This is a genomic window from Pseudomonas antarctica (assembly GCF_900624995.1).
In the GTDB taxonomy this organism is placed as follows: Bacteria; Pseudomonadota; Gammaproteobacteria; order Pseudomonadales; family Pseudomonadaceae; genus Aquipseudomonas; species Aquipseudomonas antarctica.
In genome coordinates this window covers 40374-58931 of the sequence record NZ_UYXQ01000006.1, presented here as the reverse complement: position 1 = coordinate 58931, position 18558 = coordinate 40374, and the positions used below count along the sequence as shown (strand labels likewise).

Annotated in this window: 17 protein-coding genes; 10 read left to right on the top strand and 7 right to left on the bottom strand. The window is 60.0% G+C overall.

What is annotated here, in order from left to right; genetic code table 11:
• Positions 1-4: 4 nt before the first annotated feature.
• Entirely contained in the window at positions 5-1162 is a 1158-nt protein-coding gene (locus tag E0F99_RS06450; RefSeq protein ID WP_083360155.1) for a phospholipase, read from the bottom strand.
• A 236-nt stretch (positions 1163-1398) separates the two neighbouring features.
• Here E0F99_RS06450 and kdgD point away from each other — a divergent pair, with 236 nt between their 5' ends.
• From kdgD to E0F99_RS06425, 5 genes are all read left to right on the top strand, one after another.
• On the top strand, positions 1399-2310 hold the full coding sequence (gene kdgD, locus E0F99_RS06445) for a 5-dehydro-4-deoxyglucarate dehydratase (protein WP_083360154.1): 912 nt from the start codon (positions 1399-1401) through the stop codon (positions 2308-2310).
• A gap of 54 nt (positions 2311-2364) precedes the next feature.
• Positions 2365-3810: an aldehyde dehydrogenase family protein gene (locus tag E0F99_RS06440; protein ID WP_083360153.1), complete on the top strand. Its 1446-nt coding sequence runs from the start codon at positions 2365-2367 to the stop codon at positions 3808-3810.
• A 180-nt stretch (positions 3811-3990) separates the two neighbouring features.
• A complete protein-coding gene (locus E0F99_RS06435; RefSeq protein ID WP_083360152.1) occupies positions 3991-5358 on the top strand; it encodes an MFS transporter in 1368 nt (455 codons plus the stop codon).
• Positions 5359-5368: 10 nt separating this feature from the next.
• Positions 5369-6922, top strand: a complete 1554-nt coding sequence (garD, locus tag E0F99_RS06430) for a galactarate dehydratase (RefSeq protein ID WP_083360151.1) — start codon at positions 5369-5371, stop codon at positions 6920-6922.
• A 174-nt stretch (positions 6923-7096) separates the two neighbouring features.
• Positions 7097-8038 carry an AEC family transporter gene (locus E0F99_RS06425; RefSeq protein ID WP_083360150.1) on the top strand — a complete coding sequence of 314 codons (942 nt, stop codon included), beginning with the start codon at positions 7097-7099 and terminating at the stop codon, positions 8036-8038.
• 109 nt (positions 8039-8147) lie between these two features.
• Here the strand turns inward: E0F99_RS06425 and E0F99_RS06420 are convergent, their stop codons facing one another.
• From E0F99_RS06420 to gatC, 6 genes are all read right to left on the bottom strand, one after another.
• Entirely contained in the window at positions 8148-8531 is a 384-nt protein-coding gene (locus E0F99_RS06420; RefSeq protein WP_083360149.1) for a carboxymuconolactone decarboxylase family protein, read from the bottom strand.
• Complete coding sequence (locus E0F99_RS06415; protein ID WP_173667161.1) at positions 8528-9583, bottom strand: calcium/sodium antiporter; 1056 nt, start codon at positions 9581-9583, stop codon at positions 8528-8530. The genes E0F99_RS06420 and E0F99_RS06415 overlap by 4 nt, the downstream gene beginning before the upstream one ends.
• Positions 9584-9633: 50 nt before the next feature.
• Complete coding sequence (locus E0F99_RS06410) at positions 9634-10005, bottom strand: septal ring lytic transglycosylase RlpA family protein (RefSeq protein WP_083360148.1); 372 nt, start codon at positions 10003-10005, stop codon at positions 9634-9636.
• 130 nt (positions 10006-10135) lie between these two features.
• Positions 10136-11581, bottom strand: coding sequence for an Asp-tRNA(Asn)/Glu-tRNA(Gln) amidotransferase subunit GatB (gene gatB, locus E0F99_RS06405; protein WP_083360147.1), 1446 nt, complete (start codon positions 11579-11581; stop codon positions 10136-10138).
• Positions 11582-11591: 10 nt separating this feature from the next.
• Positions 11592-13043, bottom strand: a complete 1452-nt coding sequence (gene gatA, locus E0F99_RS06400) for an Asp-tRNA(Asn)/Glu-tRNA(Gln) amidotransferase subunit GatA (RefSeq protein ID WP_083360146.1) — start codon at positions 13041-13043, stop codon at positions 11592-11594.
• Positions 13044-13059: 16 nt separating this feature from the next.
• Positions 13060-13347 carry an Asp-tRNA(Asn)/Glu-tRNA(Gln) amidotransferase subunit GatC gene (gene gatC / locus E0F99_RS06395; RefSeq protein WP_083360145.1) on the bottom strand — a complete coding sequence of 96 codons (288 nt, stop codon included), beginning with the start codon at positions 13345-13347 and terminating at the stop codon, positions 13060-13062.
• 210 nt (positions 13348-13557) lie between these two features.
• On the opposite strand from gatC, the gene mreB reads away from it, so the two are divergent.
• The 5 genes from mreB to rng all read left to right on the top strand — a co-directional run bounded on the left by mreB (position 13558) and on the right by rng (position 18514).
• A complete protein-coding gene (mreB, locus tag E0F99_RS06390; RefSeq protein ID WP_002555108.1) occupies positions 13558-14595 on the top strand; it encodes a rod shape-determining protein MreB in 1038 nt (345 codons plus the stop codon).
• A gap of 187 nt (positions 14596-14782) precedes the next feature.
• Complete coding sequence (mreC, locus tag E0F99_RS06385) at positions 14783-15847, top strand: rod shape-determining protein MreC (protein WP_408003453.1); 1065 nt, start codon at positions 14783-14785, stop codon at positions 15845-15847.
• Positions 15847-16338: a rod shape-determining protein MreD gene (mreD, locus tag E0F99_RS06380; RefSeq protein ID WP_083360143.1), complete on the top strand. Its 492-nt coding sequence runs from the start codon at positions 15847-15849 to the stop codon at positions 16336-16338. The genes mreC and mreD overlap by 1 nt, the downstream gene beginning before the upstream one ends.
• Before the next feature lie 51 nt (positions 16339-16389).
• Entirely contained in the window at positions 16390-16986 is a 597-nt protein-coding gene (locus E0F99_RS06375; RefSeq protein ID WP_083360142.1) for a Maf family protein, read from the top strand.
• Between the two features lie 70 nt (positions 16987-17056).
• Positions 17057-18514, top strand: a complete 1458-nt coding sequence (rng, locus tag E0F99_RS06370) for a ribonuclease G (protein ID WP_053254407.1) — start codon at positions 17057-17059, stop codon at positions 18512-18514.
• The last annotated feature ends 44 nt before the right edge of the window (positions 18515-18558 follow it).

Here is an 18558-nt window from a genome sequence, read left to right as displayed (position 1 = left end):
CTACTTAGCTCGCAGGTTGGTTTGGCTTGTAGTCCTTGAGCAGCAGGTACGTACTCCAGCCCCACCAATCATTGGTCCAGTGCTTGTCGTTCAGGTCATTCACGTCCTTGCGGCGCAGCACTTTGTCGCCTTCCATCTTGAACAGCGGCGAGAAGTTATTCGCAGGGTTCTGCGCCGCGTTCAGATCCGGCACATACAGCGGCGCCTTGAAGTTGGCCGGGGAGGGCGCGACACCACTGATAAAGGTCTCGAAGATCTCATCCGCCGATGCCTGCACCGCACGTTTGACCATCGCCCGATTGTCCGCGTCGATGGCGTCGAAGTAGCGTTTATCCCCATAGGCATGCCATTGATCACCCTTGGCGTTGCGCACCTTGAGCCCGAATTTGCTGTCTTCATCGTGCATAAAGCGGCTGATCAGCGAGCCCAATTCCCCTGGCGTCACCAAGGCCGCCAATTGTTTACGCGGGACGCGCAGGTGGCCGGCGGAAAACAGGTCGGTCAAAAAGTGATCAGCAAAACTGTTCATGGCGTAGGCCAATTCCAGTGCCAGGTCGGTGCCGGTTTGATGCGCCACCACGGCCTGTTGCAGCGCCGCCGCATGGCCGGCCAGATAGGCAGACAGCGCCCACTCGCCAAAGTGGTCGGCGTTGTCTGCCGCCAATTTCAGATAGCGCCCCAGCGGAATCAATGCGGACACCGCACTGCCGCCGCCGGTGATGCGGTTCCATTCCTCGGACAACGTATCACCCAGCGCGTCATAGGCTTCATGGGGTTGCTTGCCGTCCTTGATCGCCTGTTTGACTGCGTTGATCTCCTTTTGCATGACCGCGAGGATTTTTGCGGCCTCTTCCCGCGAGGCTGGTAGCACGGCCAACGAGTTGAACGCAGCGCTAAAGCGTTGCACACGCTCGGCGGGGGAGGCGCCGTCGCTGATGGGTTGGCCGGGAATGCCATAGAAGTCGCCGCCCAGGGCGATCACCTGGCCGTAGGTCAGTGCCAGCCCGTTGGGCAAGTGCAGCTCGACTTGGTGCGCTGGAATCGCCGGGGCGTCTTTGACGAAACGCAGCAGGGTTTCATCGCCGATGGCGGTGTGTTCCCCGCCTTCGAAGCGCAGGGCCGGTGGGATTTTTTCGGGTGCTGCGAGTTCAAGACCTGACATGTTAGCTCCTTGCTATGTCGTAGGATTCTTCCTTAATAACTGTATATATATACAGTTGTGTCGATCATAGAGGAAAAAAGTCCTACGTCAAGAAGCCACGTTTAAACACTTAGCCGCAGATGAAGCCCGATGAATTGCAGTTGACGAATCTTTTTATAGTTGTACGATGACGTACGACATCGTCAAAACTAACAACAACCTTTCGACAGAAAGTCTTCGCCCAGGGTGTTCGAATAATGAATCCACAAGAACTGAAGTCCATCCTCTCCCACGGTCTGCTGTCTTTCCCTGTGACCGATTTCAATGCGCAGGGTGACTTTCACCAGGCCGGCTACATCAAGCGCCTGGAATGGCTGGCCCCTTACGGCGCCACGGCCTTGTTCGCCGCCGGCGGCACCGGTGAGTTTTTCTCCCTGGCCGCCAGCGAATACTCCCAAGTGGTCAAGACCGCTGTTGATACCTGCGCCACCAGCGTACCAATCCTCGCCGGTGTCGGTGGTTCGACCCGACAGGCTATCGAGTACGCCCAGGAAGCCGAGCGCCTGGGCGCCAAGGGCTTGCTGCTGCTGCCGCATTACCTGACCGAAGCCAGCCAGGACGGGGTTGCTGCTCATGTGGAAGCGGTGTGCAAGTCGGTGAAGATCGGCGTGGTGGTCTACAACCGCAACGTCTGCCGCCTGACCGCGCCCTTGTTGGAACGCCTGGCTGAGCGCTGCCCGAACCTGATCGGCTATAAAGACGGCCTGGGTGACATCGAGTTGATGGTCTCGATCCGCCGTCGCCTCGGTGACCGCTTCAGCTACCTCGGCGGCCTGCCGACTGCAGAGGTTTACGCTGCAGCCTACAAGGCCCTGGGCGTGCCGGTGTACTCCTCGGCGGTGTTCAACTTCATTCCGAAAACCGCGATGGACTTCTACCACGCGATTGCCAAGGACGATCACGCTACCGTCGGCAAGATCATCGACAACTTCTTCCTGCCTTACCTCGATATCCGCAACCGTAAAGCCGGGTATGCCGTGAGCATCGTCAAGGCCGGTGCAAAAATCGCCGGCTATGACGCAGGCCCGGTGCGCACGCCGCTGACCGACCTGCTGCCGGAAGAATACGATGCCCTGGCCGCGCTGATCGACAAGCAAGGTCCGCAGTAACTTATCAACAAGGCCGCTGAGCGATCAGCGGCCTTTTGCGTTAGGAGAATATGTATGTCCCATGCCAAACGTTTTGAAAACTACATCAACGGCGAGTGGGTGGTCGGTACCGACTACTGCAACAACATCAACCCGTCGCAGTTGTCCGATGTCATTGGCGAATACGCCAAGGCTGACGTAGCCCAAGTCAACGCCGCCATCGATGCAGCCCGCGCCGCTTTCCCGGCTTGGTCGACGTCCGGCATCCAGGCTCGTCACGACGCCCTGGATAAAGTCGGCAGCGAAATCCTCGCCCGCCGCGAAGAGCTCGGCACCCTGCTGGCCCGGGAAGAGGGCAAGACCCTGCCCGAAGCCATCGGCGAAGTGACCCGCGCCGGTAACATCTTCAAGTTCTTCGCCGGTGAATGCCTGCGCCTGTCTGGTGACTACGTGCCGTCGGTGCGCCCGGGCGTCAACGTTGAAGTGACCCGCGAAGCCCTGGGTGTGGTCGGTTTGATCACCCCGTGGAATTTCCCGATCGCGATCCCCGCCTGGAAAATCGCCCCGGCCCTGGCCTACGGTAACTGCGTGGTGATCAAGCCGGCCGAATTAGTGCCAGGTTGCGCCTGGGCCCTGGCCGAAATTATCTCCCGCGCCGGTTTTCCTGCCGGTGTGTTCAACCTGGTGATGGGCAGCGGTCGTGTGGTCGGCGACGTGCTGGTCAACAGTCCGAAAGTCGACGGCATCAGCTTTACCGGCTCGGTCGGCGTGGGGCGTCAGATCGCCGTCAGTTGCGTATCGCGCCAGGCCAAAGTGCAGTTGGAAATGGGCGGCAAGAACCCGCAGATCATCCTCGACGACGCCGACCTCAAACAGGCTGTCGAGCTGTCCGTACAGAGCGCGTTCTACTCCACCGGCCAGCGTTGCACTGCGTCCAGCCGCTTGATCGTCACGGCCGGTATTCACGACCAGTTCGTCGCGGCCATGGCCGAGCGCATGAAGTCGATCAAAGTCGGTCACGCGCTGAAAAGCGGCACCGACATCGGCCCGGTGGTTTCCCAGGCCCAGTTGGATCAGGACCTGAAGTACATCGACATCGGCCAAAGCGAAGGTGCGCGACTGGTCAGCGGTGGTGGCTTGGTGACATGCGACACCGAAGGCTACTACCTGGCGCCAACGCTGTTTGCCGACAGCGAAGCCGCCATGCGTATCAGCCGTGAAGAAATCTTCGGCCCGGTGGCCAACGTGGTGCGCGTGGCGGATTACGAGGCGGCGCTGGCCATGGCCAACGATACCGAGTTCGGCCTGTCGGCGGGCATTGCCACCACGTCGCTGAAGTATGCCAACCACTTCAAGCGTCATTCCCAGGCCGGGATGGTGATGGTCAATCTGCCGACTGCCGGCGTGGATTACCACGTTCCATTCGGTGGCCGTAAGGGCTCGTCTTATGGTTCGCGCGAGCAGGGTCGCTACGCGCAAGAGTTCTACACCGTGGTGAAGACCGCCTACATCGGTTCGTAGGAAACGCCCCGATAGGCACAGGCTTGTGTGGGAGCTGGCTTGCCTGCGATGCAGTCACCTCGGTGTGCCAGTCACACCGAGGTGAGGCCATCGCAGGCAAGCCAGCTCCCACATGAAACGATGTCTACATACAACAAAACCATTACCCGCAAAAAAAATAATTAGTGGGAGTACATCTTCATGCAAGCGACCAAGCCGACTCACGTCCGCTATTTGATCCTGCTTATGCTGTTTCTGGTGACCACGATCAACTACGCCGACCGGGCCACTATCGCCATTGCCGGTTCCAGCCTGCAAAAAGACCTGGGTATCAGCGCGGTCACCCTCGGTTATATCTTTTCCGCATTCGGTTGGGCCTATGTGGCTGGGCAAATTCCCGGTGGCTGGCTGCTGGACCGGTTCGGATCGAAAAAAGTCTACGCCCTGAGCATCTTCACTTGGTCGCTGTTCACCGTGCTGCAAGGCTATGTCGGTGAGTTCGGGGTTTCCACCGCGATTGTTGCGCTGTTCATGCTGCGCTTTTTGGTGGGCTTGGCTGAAGCGCCGTCGTTTCCTGGAAATGCCCGTATTGTTGCAGCGTGGTTTCCTACGGCTGAGCGTGGCACCGCCTCCGCGATCTTTAACTCGGCGCAGTACTTCGCCACGGTGCTGTTTGCACCGCTGATGGGTTGGATCGTCTATACCTTTGGCTGGCAGCACGTGTTTATCGTGATGGGCGGTATCGGCGTCCTGTTCTCGCTGATCTGGCTGAAACTTATCCACAGCCCCCGCCAGCATTCGATGATCAACGAGGCCGAACTCAAGTACATCGCTGAGAACGGTGCGATGGTCGATATGGATCAAGACAAGGCCAAGGGCCAGAAAGCCGACGGCCCGAAGTGGGACTACATCCGCCAGTTGCTGACCAATCGCATGATGCTCGGCGTGTACCTGGGCCAGTACTGCATCAACGGCATCACCTATTTTTTCCTCACCTGGTTCCCGGTGTACTTGGTGCAGGAGCGTGGCATGACGATTCTCAAGGCCGGCTTCATTGCCTCGCTGCCGGCGATCTGCGGGTTTATCGGCGGGGTGTTGGGCGGGTTGATTTCCGACTACCTGCTGCGCAAAGGCCATTCCCTGACGTTCGCGCGCAAGGCGCCGATCATTGGTGGGTTGCTGGTGTCGTGCAGCATCGTGGCGTGCAACTACGTGGATATCGAATGGATGGTGGTGGGCTTCATGGCCTTGGCTTTCTTCGGTAAAGGCGTCGGCGCACTGGGTTGGGCGGTGGTGTCCGACACCTCGCCGAAACAAATCGCTGGCCTCAGTGGCGGCTTGTTCAATATGTTCGGCAACCTGGCGTCCATCAGCACCCCTATCGTGATCGGTTACATCATCAGCACCACCGGCTCATTCAAATGGGCCCTGGTGTTCGTCGGTGCCAACGCGCTGGTGGCTGTGTTCAGTTATCTGGTCATTGTTGGCCCGATCAAGCGCGTGGTGCTAAAAGAGCCGCCAAGCAGCAAAGGGCCTGAGCTGACCCAACTTACCGAAGCGCATTCCTGAGGGCGACGTAATGCAGTTGATTGAACATGCCGACTCGCCGCGCTCGATCCGTTTGCACGCGCGCGACAACGTGGTGATCGTGGTCAACGACCAAGGCGTACCGGCCGGGACCACGTTTCCGGACGGCCTGGTGACCGTGGATTTCATCCCACAAAGCCACAAGGTGACCCTGGAAGATATTCCCGAAGGCGGTCAGATCATTCGCTACGGCCAGACCATTGGTTACGCCCTGGCGCCGATTCCGCGTGGCAGTTGGGTGCAGGAAGACCAACTGCGCATGCCCACCGCGCCACCGCTGGACAGCTTGCCGCTGTCCACCGAAGTGCCTGAAACCCAGGCGCCGCTGGAAGGCTTCACGTTTGAGGGTTACCGCAACGCCGACGGCACTGTGGGCACGCGTAATATCCTTGGCATCACCACCACGGTGCAGTGCGTCACCGGCGTGCTGGACCATGCGGTCAAGCGCATCAAGGAGGAGTTGCTGCCCAAGTACCCGCACGTCGATGACGTGGTGGCGCTGACCCACAGCTACGGCTGCGGCGTGGCGATCACCGCGACGGATGCGTATATCCCGATTCGTACGGTGCGCAACCTGGCGCGCAACCCGAACCTGGGCGGCGAGGCGCTGGTGATCAGTCTGGGCTGCGAGAAGTTGCAGGCCGGGCAGGTGATGCATGACAACGACAGCTCCGTCGACCTGAGCGAGCCGTGGCTGTATCGGTTGCAGGACTCCAGCCACGGTTTTACCGAGATGATCGATCAGATCATGGCGCTGGCCGAGGTGCGCTTGAGGAAACTCGACCAGCGCCGCCGCGAAACCGTGCCGGCGTCGGAGCTGATCCTGGGCATGCAGTGTGGCGGCAGTGATGCGTTTTCCGGCATTACCGCTAACCCGGCGCTGGGGTACGCCTCGGATCTGCTGCTGCGGGCCGGGGCAACGGTGATGTTTTCCGAAGTCACTGAAGTGCGTGATGCGATATACCTGCTCACATCGCGCGCTGAAAGCAAAGAAGTTGCCCAAGCGCTTGTAAGCGAGATGGACTGGTACGACCGTTACCTGGCCAAAGGCGAGGCAGATCGCAGCGCCAATACCACGCCGGGTAACAAGAAGGGCGGCTTGTCGAACATTGTCGAGAAGTCCTTGGGCTCCATCGTCAAATCCGGCAGCAGCGCGATCAATGGCGTGCTTGGCCCGGGCGAGCGTTTCAAGCGCAAAGGCCTGATCTTTTGCGCGACGCCGGCCAGTGACTTTGTGTGCGGCACCTTGCAACTGGCGGCCGGGATGAACCTGCATGTGTTCACCACTGGGCGTGGCACGCCGTATGGTCTGGCAATGGCGCCGGTGGTGAAGGTCTCGACGCGTACGGAATTGGCGCAGCGCTGGCCCGACTTGATCGATATCGACGCCGGGCGTATTGCGACCGGGCGCGCGAGCATCGAGGAGTTGGGTTGGGAGTTGTTTCACTTCTACCTGGATGTGGCCAGCGGTAAAAAGCAGACGTGGGCGGAGCATCACAAGCTGCATAACGACATCACATTGTTTAACCCTGCGCCGATTACTTGAGACCCAGTCGCCTGCTTCGCGAGCAAGCCCGCTCCCACATTCGACCGCACGCTCATGCTGGAACTCGGTCTAGTGTGGGAGCGGGCTTGCTCACGAAGGCCTCCAATCAGACGCCGCAGGGCTGCATGGCTTATCATTAGCCACCTGATGACGCTCACCAAGGTTTTCCCCGGCATGCTGGCTATCTTCCTCACCACCCTCACCATCACCGCGCCGGTGTTTGCCATGCTGTTCCTGGGTGTGCTGCTCAAGCGCATCAACTGGATCAACGACAACTTTATCCACACCGCTTCGTCCCTGGTGTTCAACGTCACCATGCCGGCGCTGCTGTTCCTCGGCATCCTGCACGCCGACCTGCACTCGGCGCTCAAGCCGGGTTTGCTGATCTACTTTGCCGTTGCCACGCTGTTGAGCTTTGCCCTGGCCTGGGGCTGGGCGATCTTTCGATGCCCGCCCGAAGACCGCGGCATCTACACCCAAGGCGCGTTTCGCGGTAACAACGGCGTGATCGGCCTGGCGCTGGCGGCCAGTATGTACGGCGACTATGGCATCTCCCTCGGCGCAATCCTCGCGGCGTTGGTGATCCTGCTCTACAACACGCTGTCGACCATCGTGCTGGCGGTGTACAGCCCGGTGATCAAGTCCGACCCGTGGAGCATCTTCAAAAGCGTGGCAGCCAACCCGTTGATCATCAGCGTGATCGTGGCCGCACCGTTCGCGATTTTCAAGATCGGCCTGCCGGGGTGGCTGGAGTCGTCCGGGCAGTACCTGGCAGACATGACTTTGCCGTTGGCACTGATCTGCATCGGCGGCACCTTGTCGCTGGCGGCCTTGCGCAAAAGCGGCAGCATGGCCCTGAGTGCCAGCCTGGTGAAGATGATTGGCCTGCCGGTATTCGCGACGCTAGGCGCCTGGCTGCTGGGCTTCAGAGGGCCGGAACTGGGGATTTTGTTTCTGTATTTCGGCGCACCGACTGCGGCGGCGAGTTTCGTCATGGCCAGGGCTGCGCAGGGCAACCATGAGCTGGCGGCGGCGATTATCGTGATGACTACGTTGATGGCGGCGGTGACCACGAACATCGGGATCTTTGTGTTGCAGGCGGGTGGTTGGAGCTGAGTTTTACGGCGGTTTTGAAGGCCATTCGCGAGCAAGCCCACCCCCACATCTTGATCTGTGAATACATTCAAATGTGTGAGCGGGCGTGCTCGTGAAAGCTATCTAACAGTCACTGCTTATCTGCCTGATACGCCTCAATCACTTCCTGAGCCGCCCGAAACGCATCAATCGCCGCCGGCACGCCGGCATAGACCGCGCAATGCAGCAGCGCTTCGCGAATCTCTTCCACTGTGCAGCCATTGTTCAGCGCGCCACGCACGTGGCCCTTGAGCTCTTGCGGGCATTTGAGGGCCGTGAGGGCGGCGAGGGTAATCAGGCTGCGGGTCTTTAAGGGTAAACCCTCGCGGTTCCACACGCTGCCCCACGCATGTTCGTTGACGAAATCCTGCAGCGGCTGGGTGAACTCGGTGGCGTTGCCCAGAGCGCGATCAACGAACACATCGCCCATGACCTGACGACGCATTTCAACCCCGGGCTTTTTCTGATCGTTCATTGCGATTCCCTCTTGTGTTGGCGGCGCCAGGCTTGCAGCGAGGTGAACAACAGGAACGCCACCAGCGCTGGCAGTACGTAATACAGCATCAATTGCTCAAGCTTGGTGGCCAGCGGCATGCCGAAGGTGAACGACACCACATGCAGCCCATACGCCAGGTACAGGCCCAGAAACACCAGGCCTTCGGCACGGGTGACCCGGTAGCCGGTGTAAAACACCGGCAGGCACAACACAATGACGCCGAGCATCACCGGCAGGTCGAAGTCCAAGGCGTTGGGCGACACCGACAGCGGCGAGGGCGCCACCAGGGCGGTAAACCCCAGTACCCCGAGCAGGTTGAACAGGCTGCTGCCGATCACGTTGCCCACGGCAATTTCGCGCTCGCCGCGCAGAGCGGCAATCAGCGAGGTGGCCAGGCACGGCAGCGAAGTACCCACGCCGATCAACGTCAAGCCGACGATACGCTCCGACAAGCCCAAATCGCTCGCTACATCCACCGCTGCGGCCAACAGCAAATGCCCGGCCAGCACCAGAATCAGCAACCCGCCCAGCATCAGCAATACGCAGCTCAGCCAGGGCGCGCTGGCCACGGTGTCCAGTGTGCGCGGGCGGCGGGAATGGCGGGTCTGGTAGTGCAAGACGCCGAGGTAGGCCACCAGGGCTGCGAGCAGCAACAGGCCGTCAGCGGGCGTCAGTTGTTCATTGGCCGAGAGGGTAAACACGAGCAGGGCGGCGAAGATCATCACCGGGATGTCCAGGCGCACCAGTTGCCGCGACACCCGCAGTGGAATGATCAGCGCGGACAGGCCTAAGGTTACGAGGATGTTGAAGATGCTGCTGCCGATCACGCTGCCCACGGCGATATCGGTACTGCCGGCCAGGGTGGCCTGCAGGCTGACGGTCATCTGCGGCGCGCTGCTGCCGAAGGCAACGATGCTCAAGCCGATGATCAGTGGCCGCACCTTGAGGCTGGCCGCCAGACGCACGGCGGCGCGCACGAGGATTTCGGCGCCGACGATCAGCAGCAGCAAGCCGCTGACTAATTCGAGCAGACTCAAAGGCGAGAGGGCGGTTAATGCGGAAATGGCCAAAGCTCCCTTGCTTAGTTGCTCATGGCTTGCACGCGAACCCGGGCAGTGCCGCTGCCCAGCATATCGAGTTGTTCGCCAGCCTTGCGTGAAACGTCGATCAGGCGCCCACGGGTATGCGGGCCGCGGTCATTAATGCGTAGCACCACGGATCTGTTGTTGTCCAGGTTAGTCACCTGGACCTGGGTACCGAAGGGCAGGCGCCGATGGGCGGCGGTCAAAGCGTTCTGGTTGAACGGTTCACCGCTGGCGGTTCGCTTGCCATGGTGCTTGGCGCCGTAATAGGAGGCGGTGCCGGTTTCGTCGTAGCCGTTGGGGTCGATGAGGCCGCTGGCGCAACCAGCCAACAGGGAGAACAGGGCCAGGAGGCCGAGTAGACGCTTCATTTTAAGTCAGTCCCCATTACAAATGTGGCAGCGGGTTTGTGTGGCAGGGAGCAAGCCCCCTCCCACACAAACCCGCTCTCACAAGGGGTCCGAGCTGGGCATGAAAGCCCATTCGGACCATTCACCGCTATCAGCCTTCGAGCTTGCTTTTCAGCAGTTCGTTCACCTGTTGCGGGTTGGCCTTGCCTTTGGAGGCTTTCATTGCCTGGCCGACAAAGAAGCCGAACATCTTGCCGCGCTTAGCTTCGTCTGCCGCACGGTATTGCTCGACCTGTTCGGCGTTGGCCGCCAGCATCTCATCGAGTACGGCCGAAATTGCGCCGCTGTCGGTGACTTGCTTGAGGCCGCGCTTTTCAATGATGTCGTCGGCAGTGCCTTCACCGCTGGCCATCGCTTCAAACACCGTCTTGGCGATTTTGCCGGAGATGGTGTTGTCCTTGATGCGCAGCAGCATGCCGCCCAGTTGCTCGGCGGTCACCGACGCTTCGTCGATTTCCAGGCCCTGTTTGTTCAACAGGCTGCCCAGCTCAACCATCACCCAGTTGGCCGCCAGTTTGGCGTCGCCGGCGATGCTCACGACTTTTTCAAAGTAGTTGGCTTGTTCACGGCTGGACGCCAACACGCTGGCATCGTAGACCGACAGGCCGAACTGCGCCTGGAAACGCTCGCGTTTTTGCTGCGGCAGCTCCGGCAGGGTGGCGCGCACGTCATTGAGGAACGAGTCCTCAAGCACCACCGGCAACAGGTCAGGATCGGGGAAGTAACGGTAGTCGTTGGCTTCCTCTTTGCTGCGCATGGCGCGGGTTTCGTCTTTGTTCGGGTCGTACAGGCGGGTTTGCTGGATTACCTTGCCGCCGTCTTCGATCAGCTCGATCTGGCGCCGAACTTCGCTGTTGATCGCCTTCTCGATGAAGCGGAACGAGTTGACGTTCTTGATCTCGCAGCGGGTGCCGAACTCGACCTGGCCTTTTGGGCGAATCGACACGTTGCAGTCACAACGCAGCGAGCCTTCGGCCATGTTGCCATCGCAGATGCCGAGGTAACGCACCAGCGCGTGGATCGTCTTGACGTAGGCCACGGCTTCCTTGGCGTTGCGCATGTCCGGTTCGGAAACGATCTCGAGCAGCGGCGTGCCGGCACGGTTCAAGTCGATGCCGGTAGCGCCCGGGAATTCTTCGTGCAGGCTTTTGCCGGCGTCTTCTTCCAGGTGCGCGCGGGTCACGCCGACACGTTTGATCGTGCCGTCTTCCAGCGGGATGTCCAGGTAGCCTTTGCCGACAATCGGCAATTCCATCTGGCTGATCTGGTAGCCCTTGGGCAGGTCCGGGTAGAAGTAGTTCTTGCGCGCAAACACGTTATGCTGGCCGATCTCGGCGTCAATCGCCAGGCCGAACATTACTGCCATGCGCACCGCTTCCTGGTTCAGCACCGGCAATACGCCGGGCATGCCCAGGTCAACCAGGCTGGCCTGGGTGTTGGGTTCTGCACCGAACGTGGTGGCGCTACCGGAGAAAATCTTCGATTGGGTGGCGAGCTGGGTATGAATCTCCAGCCCGATCACAACTTCCCATTGCATAGTGTTCTCCTCAGAAGCCGGTAGGGGTGCGAGTGTGCCAGTCGGTGTTCAACTGGTACTGGTGCGCCACATTGAGCAGGCGGCCTTCCTGGAAATACGGAGCGAGCAATTGCACGCCGACCGGCAGGCCATCGACGAAACCGGCGGGCATGGACAAGCCCGGCAAGCCCGCGAGGTTGGCGGTGATGGTGTACAGGTCTTCCAGGTACTCGGCGATCGGGTCGCCGGTCTTGGCGCCGATCTTCCAGGCCGGGTTCGGCGTGGTTGGGCCGAGGATCACGTCGACTTCTTCAAACGCAGCCATGAAGTCGTTCTTGATCAGGCGACGGATTTTTTGCGCCTTGAGGTAGTACGCGTCGTAGTAGCCGGCCGACAGGGCGTAGGCACCGACCATGATCCTGCGTTGTACTTCGGCACCAAAGCCCTCGCCCCGGGAGCGTTTGTACAGGTCGGTGAGGTCTTTCGGGTTTTCACAGCGGTAGCCGAAACGTACGCCGTCGAAACGCGACAGGTTGGAAGAGGCTTCTGCCGGTGCGATCACGTAGTAAGCAGGCACCGCGTGCTGGTTGTTCGGCAGGCTGATTTCCTTGATCACGGCGCCGAGCTTTTCCAGCGCTTTGATGCTGTTGTGCACCAATTCGGCGATACGCGGGTCGAGACCGGCGCTGAAATACTCTTTTGGCACGCCGATGCGCAGGCCTTTGATCGACGTATTCAGGCTGGCGCTGTAGTCCGGCACGGGCTCATCAATGCTGGTGGAGTCCTGTTTATCGAACCCGGCCATACCTTGTAACAATATTGCGCAGTCTTCGGCAGTGCGTGCCAAGGGGCCGCCCTGATCCAGGCTGGACGCGTAGGCGATCATGCCCCAACGGGAAACGCGACCGTAGGTCGGCTTCAAGCCGGTGAGGTTGGTGAAGGCAGCAGGCTGACGGATGGAACCGCCAGTGTCGGTTGCAGTAGCAGCCGGCAGGAAGCGCGCGGCAACGGCGGCGGCCGAGCCACCCGACGAACCGCCGGGCACGTGTTCCAGGCTCCACGGGTTTTTCACCGCGCCGTAGTAGCTCGACTCGTTGGCCGACCCCATGGCGAACTCGTCCATGTTGGTTTTGCCCAGGGTCACGGCCCCGGCGGCAGCCAGCTTGGACACTACGGTGGCGTCATACGGCGCCTTGAAGTTGTCGAGCATCTTCGAGCCGCAGCTGGTGCGAATGCCCTGGGTGCAGAACAGGTCTTTGTGGGCAATCGGTGCGCCCAGCAGCGCGCCATTCTCACCGTTGGCGCGACGTACGTCGGCGGCCTTGGCCTGGCTCAGCGCCAGTGCTTCGGTGAGGCTGATGAAGCTGTTGACCTTGGGGTCGTGCTCGGCGATGCGCGCAAGCAGGGTCTTGGTCAGCTCTTCGGAGGAAAACTTTTTGTCGGCGAGACCGCGGGCGATCTCGGCCAGAGTCATGTGATGCATGAAAGGCTCTTTCCCTTTAGTCGATGACTTTCGGAACCAGGTACAGGCCGTTTTCGACCGCTGGCGCGATGGACTGGTAGGCCTCGCGATTATTACGCTCGGTTACAACGTCTGCGCGCAGGCGCTGGCTGGCTTCCAGCGGGTGAGCCAGGGGCTCGATACCGTCGGTATTCACGGCTTGCATTTGGTCAACCAGCCCGAGAATGCTGTTCAGGGCTGCGGTGGTCTGTGGAAGATCGGCTTCAACCAGGTCCAAGTGGGCCAGGTGAGCGATTTTTTCCACGTCGGAGCGTTCAAGCGCCATGGGATTCTCCAGTGGAAAACAGAACGGAGGGCGTCCGTGTGTTAGATTGTCGGAACACTACCGCATTTCTACGGTCATATGGCCGCGATTGTGGGGGTTGGTGCACAGAAAGTCGGCCAATTTAGCACATTGGCGCCTTGCCCAAAATCCCTGTCGTTGTTAGAGTTTGCCGCACTTTTTTACCCACGCGTTGCCTAGGGTCCTTTCCCCATGTTCAAGAAACTGCGTGGCATGTTTTCCAGCGATCTTTCCATTGACCTGGGCACTGCCAACACCCTTATTTACGTGCGCGAGCGCGGTATCGTTCTGAATGAGCCATCGGTTGTGGCCATTCGGACCCATGGTAATCAGAAAAGTGTCGTTGCCGTTGGCACCGAGGCCAAGCGCATGCTCGGCCGAACACCAGGCAATATTGCCGCCATTCGTCCGATGAAAGACGGCGTGATCGCCGACTTCAGTGTCTGCGAGAAGATGCTGCAGTACTTCATCAACAAGGTTCACGAAAACAGTTTCCTGCAGCCCAGCCCTCGTGTGCTGATCTGTGTTCCGTGCAAGTCCACCCAGGTTGAGCGTCGTGCCATCCGTGAATCGGCCCTTGGCGCCGGTGCCCGTGAAGTGTTCCTGATTGAGGAGCCGATGGCTGCTGCGATCGGTGCCGGCCTGCCGGTTGAGGAAGCGCGCGGTTCGATGGTGGTGGATATCGGTGGTGGTACCACTGAAATCGCCCTGATTTCCCTGAACGGTGTGGTGTATGCCGAATCCGTCCGTGTAGGCGGCGACCGCTTCGACGAAGCGATCATCACTTATGTGCGTCGTAACTACGGCAGCCTGATCGGCGAATCCACCGCCGAGCGCATCAAGCAGGAAATCGGCACCGCTTACCCGGGCGGCGAAGTTCGCGAAGTCGATGTTCGCGGTCGCAACCTGGCCGAAGGCGTTCCACGTGCTTTCACCTTGAACTCCAATGAAGTGCTGGAAGCTCTGCAAGAGTCCCTGGCTACCATCGTTCAGGCCGTGAAGAGTGCCTTGGAGCAATCGCCGCCGGAACTGGCTTCCGATATCGCCGAGCGTGGCCTGGTGCTGACCGGTGGCGGCGCCTTGCTGCGTGACCTCGACAAGCTGCTGGCCCAGGAAACCGGTCTGCCGGTGATCGTCGCCGAAGACCCGCTGACCTGCGTCGCCCGTGGCGGTGGCCGTGCACTGGAAATGATGGATAAACACACCATGGACCTGCTCTCCAGCGAATAAGATCGCTTGGAGGGTTCATGCTTCGCCCGCAGGCAGCACTTTGCAGTGCTGCCTGTTGGCGTTTATCTTCTTCAATCTGCATCCAGGCCGGTTTGATGCCGTATGAATAAAGAGAACATTTGCCTGGGAGGAGCGGCTTATTAAACCGCTTTTCGCCAAAGGCCCCTCATTGGGCGTGCGCTTATTGGTGCTGGTCGTGCTTTCGGTCGCGCTGATGGTGGTCGATGCCCGCTTTGCACTGCTCAAGCCCGTGCGTAGCCAGATGTCGCTGGTGTTGATGCAGACTTACTGGATCACCGACCTGCCGCAACGTCTCTACCAGGGCGTGGCCAGCCAATTCGGCAGCCGCACCGAGCTGGTCGCCGAGAACGAAAAACTCAAGACTGAAAACCTGCTGTTGCAGGGGCGCATGCAAAAGCTGGCGGCCCTCACCGAGCAGAACGTTCGGCTGCGTGAGTTGCTCAATTCCTCCGCACTGGTCAACGAGAAGGTCGAAGTGGCCGAGTTGATCGGCATGGACCCTAACCCGTTTACTCACCGCATCATCATCAACAAAGGTGAGCGCGACGGTGTGGTCCTCGGTCAGCCGGTGCTCGACGCCCGTGGCCTGATGGGCCAGGTGGTCGAGTTGATGCCCTACACCTCGCGTGTATTGTTGTTGACGGACACGACTCACAGCATCCCCGTGCAGGTGAACCGCAACGGCTTGCGTGCCATTGCCAGCGGCACCGGCAACCCGGAGCGTCTGGAATTGCGTCATGTGGCGGACACTGCCGACATCAAGGAAGGTGACCTGCTGGTTAGCTCGGGCTTGGGCCAGCGCTTCCCGGCGGGTTACCCGGTGGCGACAGTCAAGGAAGTGATCCACGATTCCGGCCAGCCCTTCGCCATTGTACGTGCCGTGCCGACTGCCGCCTTGAACCGCAGCCGTTACCTGCTGCTGGTCTTCAGCGACAACCGCACGCCGGAGGAGCGTGCCAACGATGCGGCCCAGGCGCAGGAAGCGGAAGACAAACAGAACGGCGCCACGCCGATTATTCCTGCCACGGTGCCAAAACCGGCGTTCGTGGGGCCGCCGGCGCCTACACCCGCCCCGACAGCGCCAGTGGCGACGCCAGTCAAGCCTGCGGTTCACAGCACGCGCCCAGCTAAACCGGCTGCAGCCAAACCACCGGCGCCAACCGCCACTAGCCCCGCGGCTAAACCGCCTGCTGCTGCCACCCCGGCAGCTACGCGGCAGAGGGAGGAATAATGGCTGGTACTCATTCTTCGCACAATGGCTGGATCGTCTGGCTGACGTTCGCCATCGGCTTGCTGCTCAGCGTTTCGCCGTTGCCGCAATTCATGGAAATCCTGCGTCCTTTATGGCTGGCCTTGCTGCTGGCGTTCTGGTCGCTGACTTTGCCGCACAAAGTCGGGATGGTCACAGCGATGTGCCTGGGCTTGGCGGAAGATGTGCTCTATGGCACCTTGCTGGGCCAGAACGCGTTGATCTTGACCCTGATTACCTTTCTGGTGCTGTCATTGCAGCAGCGGTTGCGTATGTTCCCGATGTGGCAGCAGTGCTTGGTGATCCTGGTGATCTTCGGCCTGGCGCAGTTGGTGCAACTGTGGCTCAGTGCATTGACCGGTAACCGCCAGCCGACCCTGGCGTTGGTGCTGCCGGCACTGGTCAGTGCATTGCTGTGGCCATGGGTCAGTTTTGGTCTGCGTGGGCTACTTCGTCGCTATAAAATCAATTGAATGGATTGCGAGGCTCTGCCTGGTTATCGAACCCTACAGGGAGAGTCTGGAATGAATTCGCTTTATCTGGCCTCGGGCTCCCCAAGGCGGCGTGAACTGCTGACTCAGATCGGTGTGCCCTTCACCGTGGTCAGCGCCGCGATTGATGAAACTCCTCTTACAAACGAATCCGCTGTTGCCTACGTCGAACGCCTTGCGCGCGGCAAGGCCACGGCGGGTTTTGCGGCGCTTGAAAAAACGGCGGGCGCCTGCGTTTTAGGCGCCGACACGGCTGTGATCGTGGATGATCAGATCCTCGGCAAACCGGTGGATCAAGCGGATGCCCTGGCCATGCTGACGACCTTGGCAGGGCGTGAACATGAAGTGCTCACGGCCATTGCTCTCACCGACGGCGAGCGCTGCGAAACTCGATGTGTAAGCAGTCGCGTACGGTTTCGCGGGATTTCTGCCGAGGAGGCTACAACCTACTGGCACAGTGGCGAGCCTCAGGACAAAGCCGGCGGCTATGCTATCCAAGGGCTCGGGTCGGTGTTTGTCGCCGGGCTCAATGGCAGCTACTCCGCCGTGGTTGGCCTGCCGGTGTGCGAAACCGCGCAACTGCTCGAGCAATTCGGCATACCCTGTTGGCAAAACCTTACCGCGCGCTGAACGCCTTACTTGCGCGCCAAGCCTTAAGCGATCGGTCACTATTGTGAAAACGCCTGAACGAGACCCAGCCATGAGTGAAGAGATTCTGATCAATATCACGCCGATGGAATCGCGCGTGGCGGTGGTAGAAAACGGTGTTCTGCAAGAAGTGCACGTCGAGCGCACACAGAAGCGCGGCATTGTCGGCAATATTTATAAAGGCAAAGTGGTGCGCGTGCTGCCTGGGATGCAGGCGGCATTCGTCGATATTGGCCTGGACCGCGCCGCGTTTATCCATGCTTCGGAAATCTCCCTGCGCGAAGGCCCAGCGGTTGAAAGCATCAGCGCGCTTGTGCATGAGGGGCAGAGCCTGGTGGTGCAAGTCACCAAGGACCCCATCGGTTCCAAGGGCGCGCGCCTGACGACTCAGTTGTCGATCCCTTCGCGCTACTTGGTGTACATGCCGCGTACTGCCCATGTCGGCATTTCGTTGAAGATCGAAGACGAAGCCGAGCGCGAGCGCCTGAAAAAGGTGGTCAGCGACTGCGTGGCTGCCGAGGGCATCAAGGAAGCGGGTGGCTTCATTCTGCGCACCGCCGCAGAAGGTGCTGGCGCGGATGAAATCCTCATGGACATCCGTTACCTGCGCCGCCTGTGGGACCAGATCGGCGCACAGATCAAAACCATCGGCGCGCCCAGTGTGATCTATGAAGACCTTGGCCTGGCGCTACGTACCCTGCGTGATCTGGTCAGCCCGAAGATTGAGAAAATTCGCATCGACTCGCGGGAAACCTTCCAGCGCACCACGCAGTTTGTCGCCGAACTGATGCCGGAAATTGCTGACCGCTTGGAGCACTACCCTGGCGAGCGGCCAATCTTCGACCTGTATGGCGTGGAAGACGAAATCCAGAAAGCCCTGGAGCGCAAAGTACCGCTCAAGTCCGGCGGCTATCTGGTGGTGGATCCGGCGGAGGCCATGACCACCATTGACGTCAACACGGGCGCGTTTGTCGGTCACCGCAACCTCGAAGAGACCATCTTCAAGACCAACCTCGAAGCGGCCACCGCCATTGCCCGCCAGATGCGCCTGCGCAACCTGGGCGGCATCATCATCATCGACTTCATCGACATGGAAGACGAAGAGCATCAGCGCCAAGTGCTGCGGACCCTCGAGAAGCAACTGGAGCGCGATCACGCCAAAACCAACATCATCGGCATCACCGAGCTTGGCCTGGTGCAGATGACGCGCAAGCGTACCCGCGAGAGCCTCGAGCAAGTGCTTTGCGAACCCTGCAGCAGTTGCCAGGGGCGCGGTAAGTTGAAGACCCCGGAAACGGTTTGCTACGAGATTTTCCGGGAAATCTTACGGGAGGCACGCGCCTATCAAGCCGAAGGTTATAGAGTGCTTGCCAACCAGAAAGTGGTCGATCGGTTGCTGGACGAAGAGTCTGGCAATGTCGCTGAACTGGAGGGTTTTATCGGGCGCACGATTCGCTTCCAGGTCGAAACCATGTATTCCCAGGAACAATACGACGTGGTGCTGCTCTGATCCCCAATCGCTTTCATTCTTCGAGACCGACAGACCTTGATCTG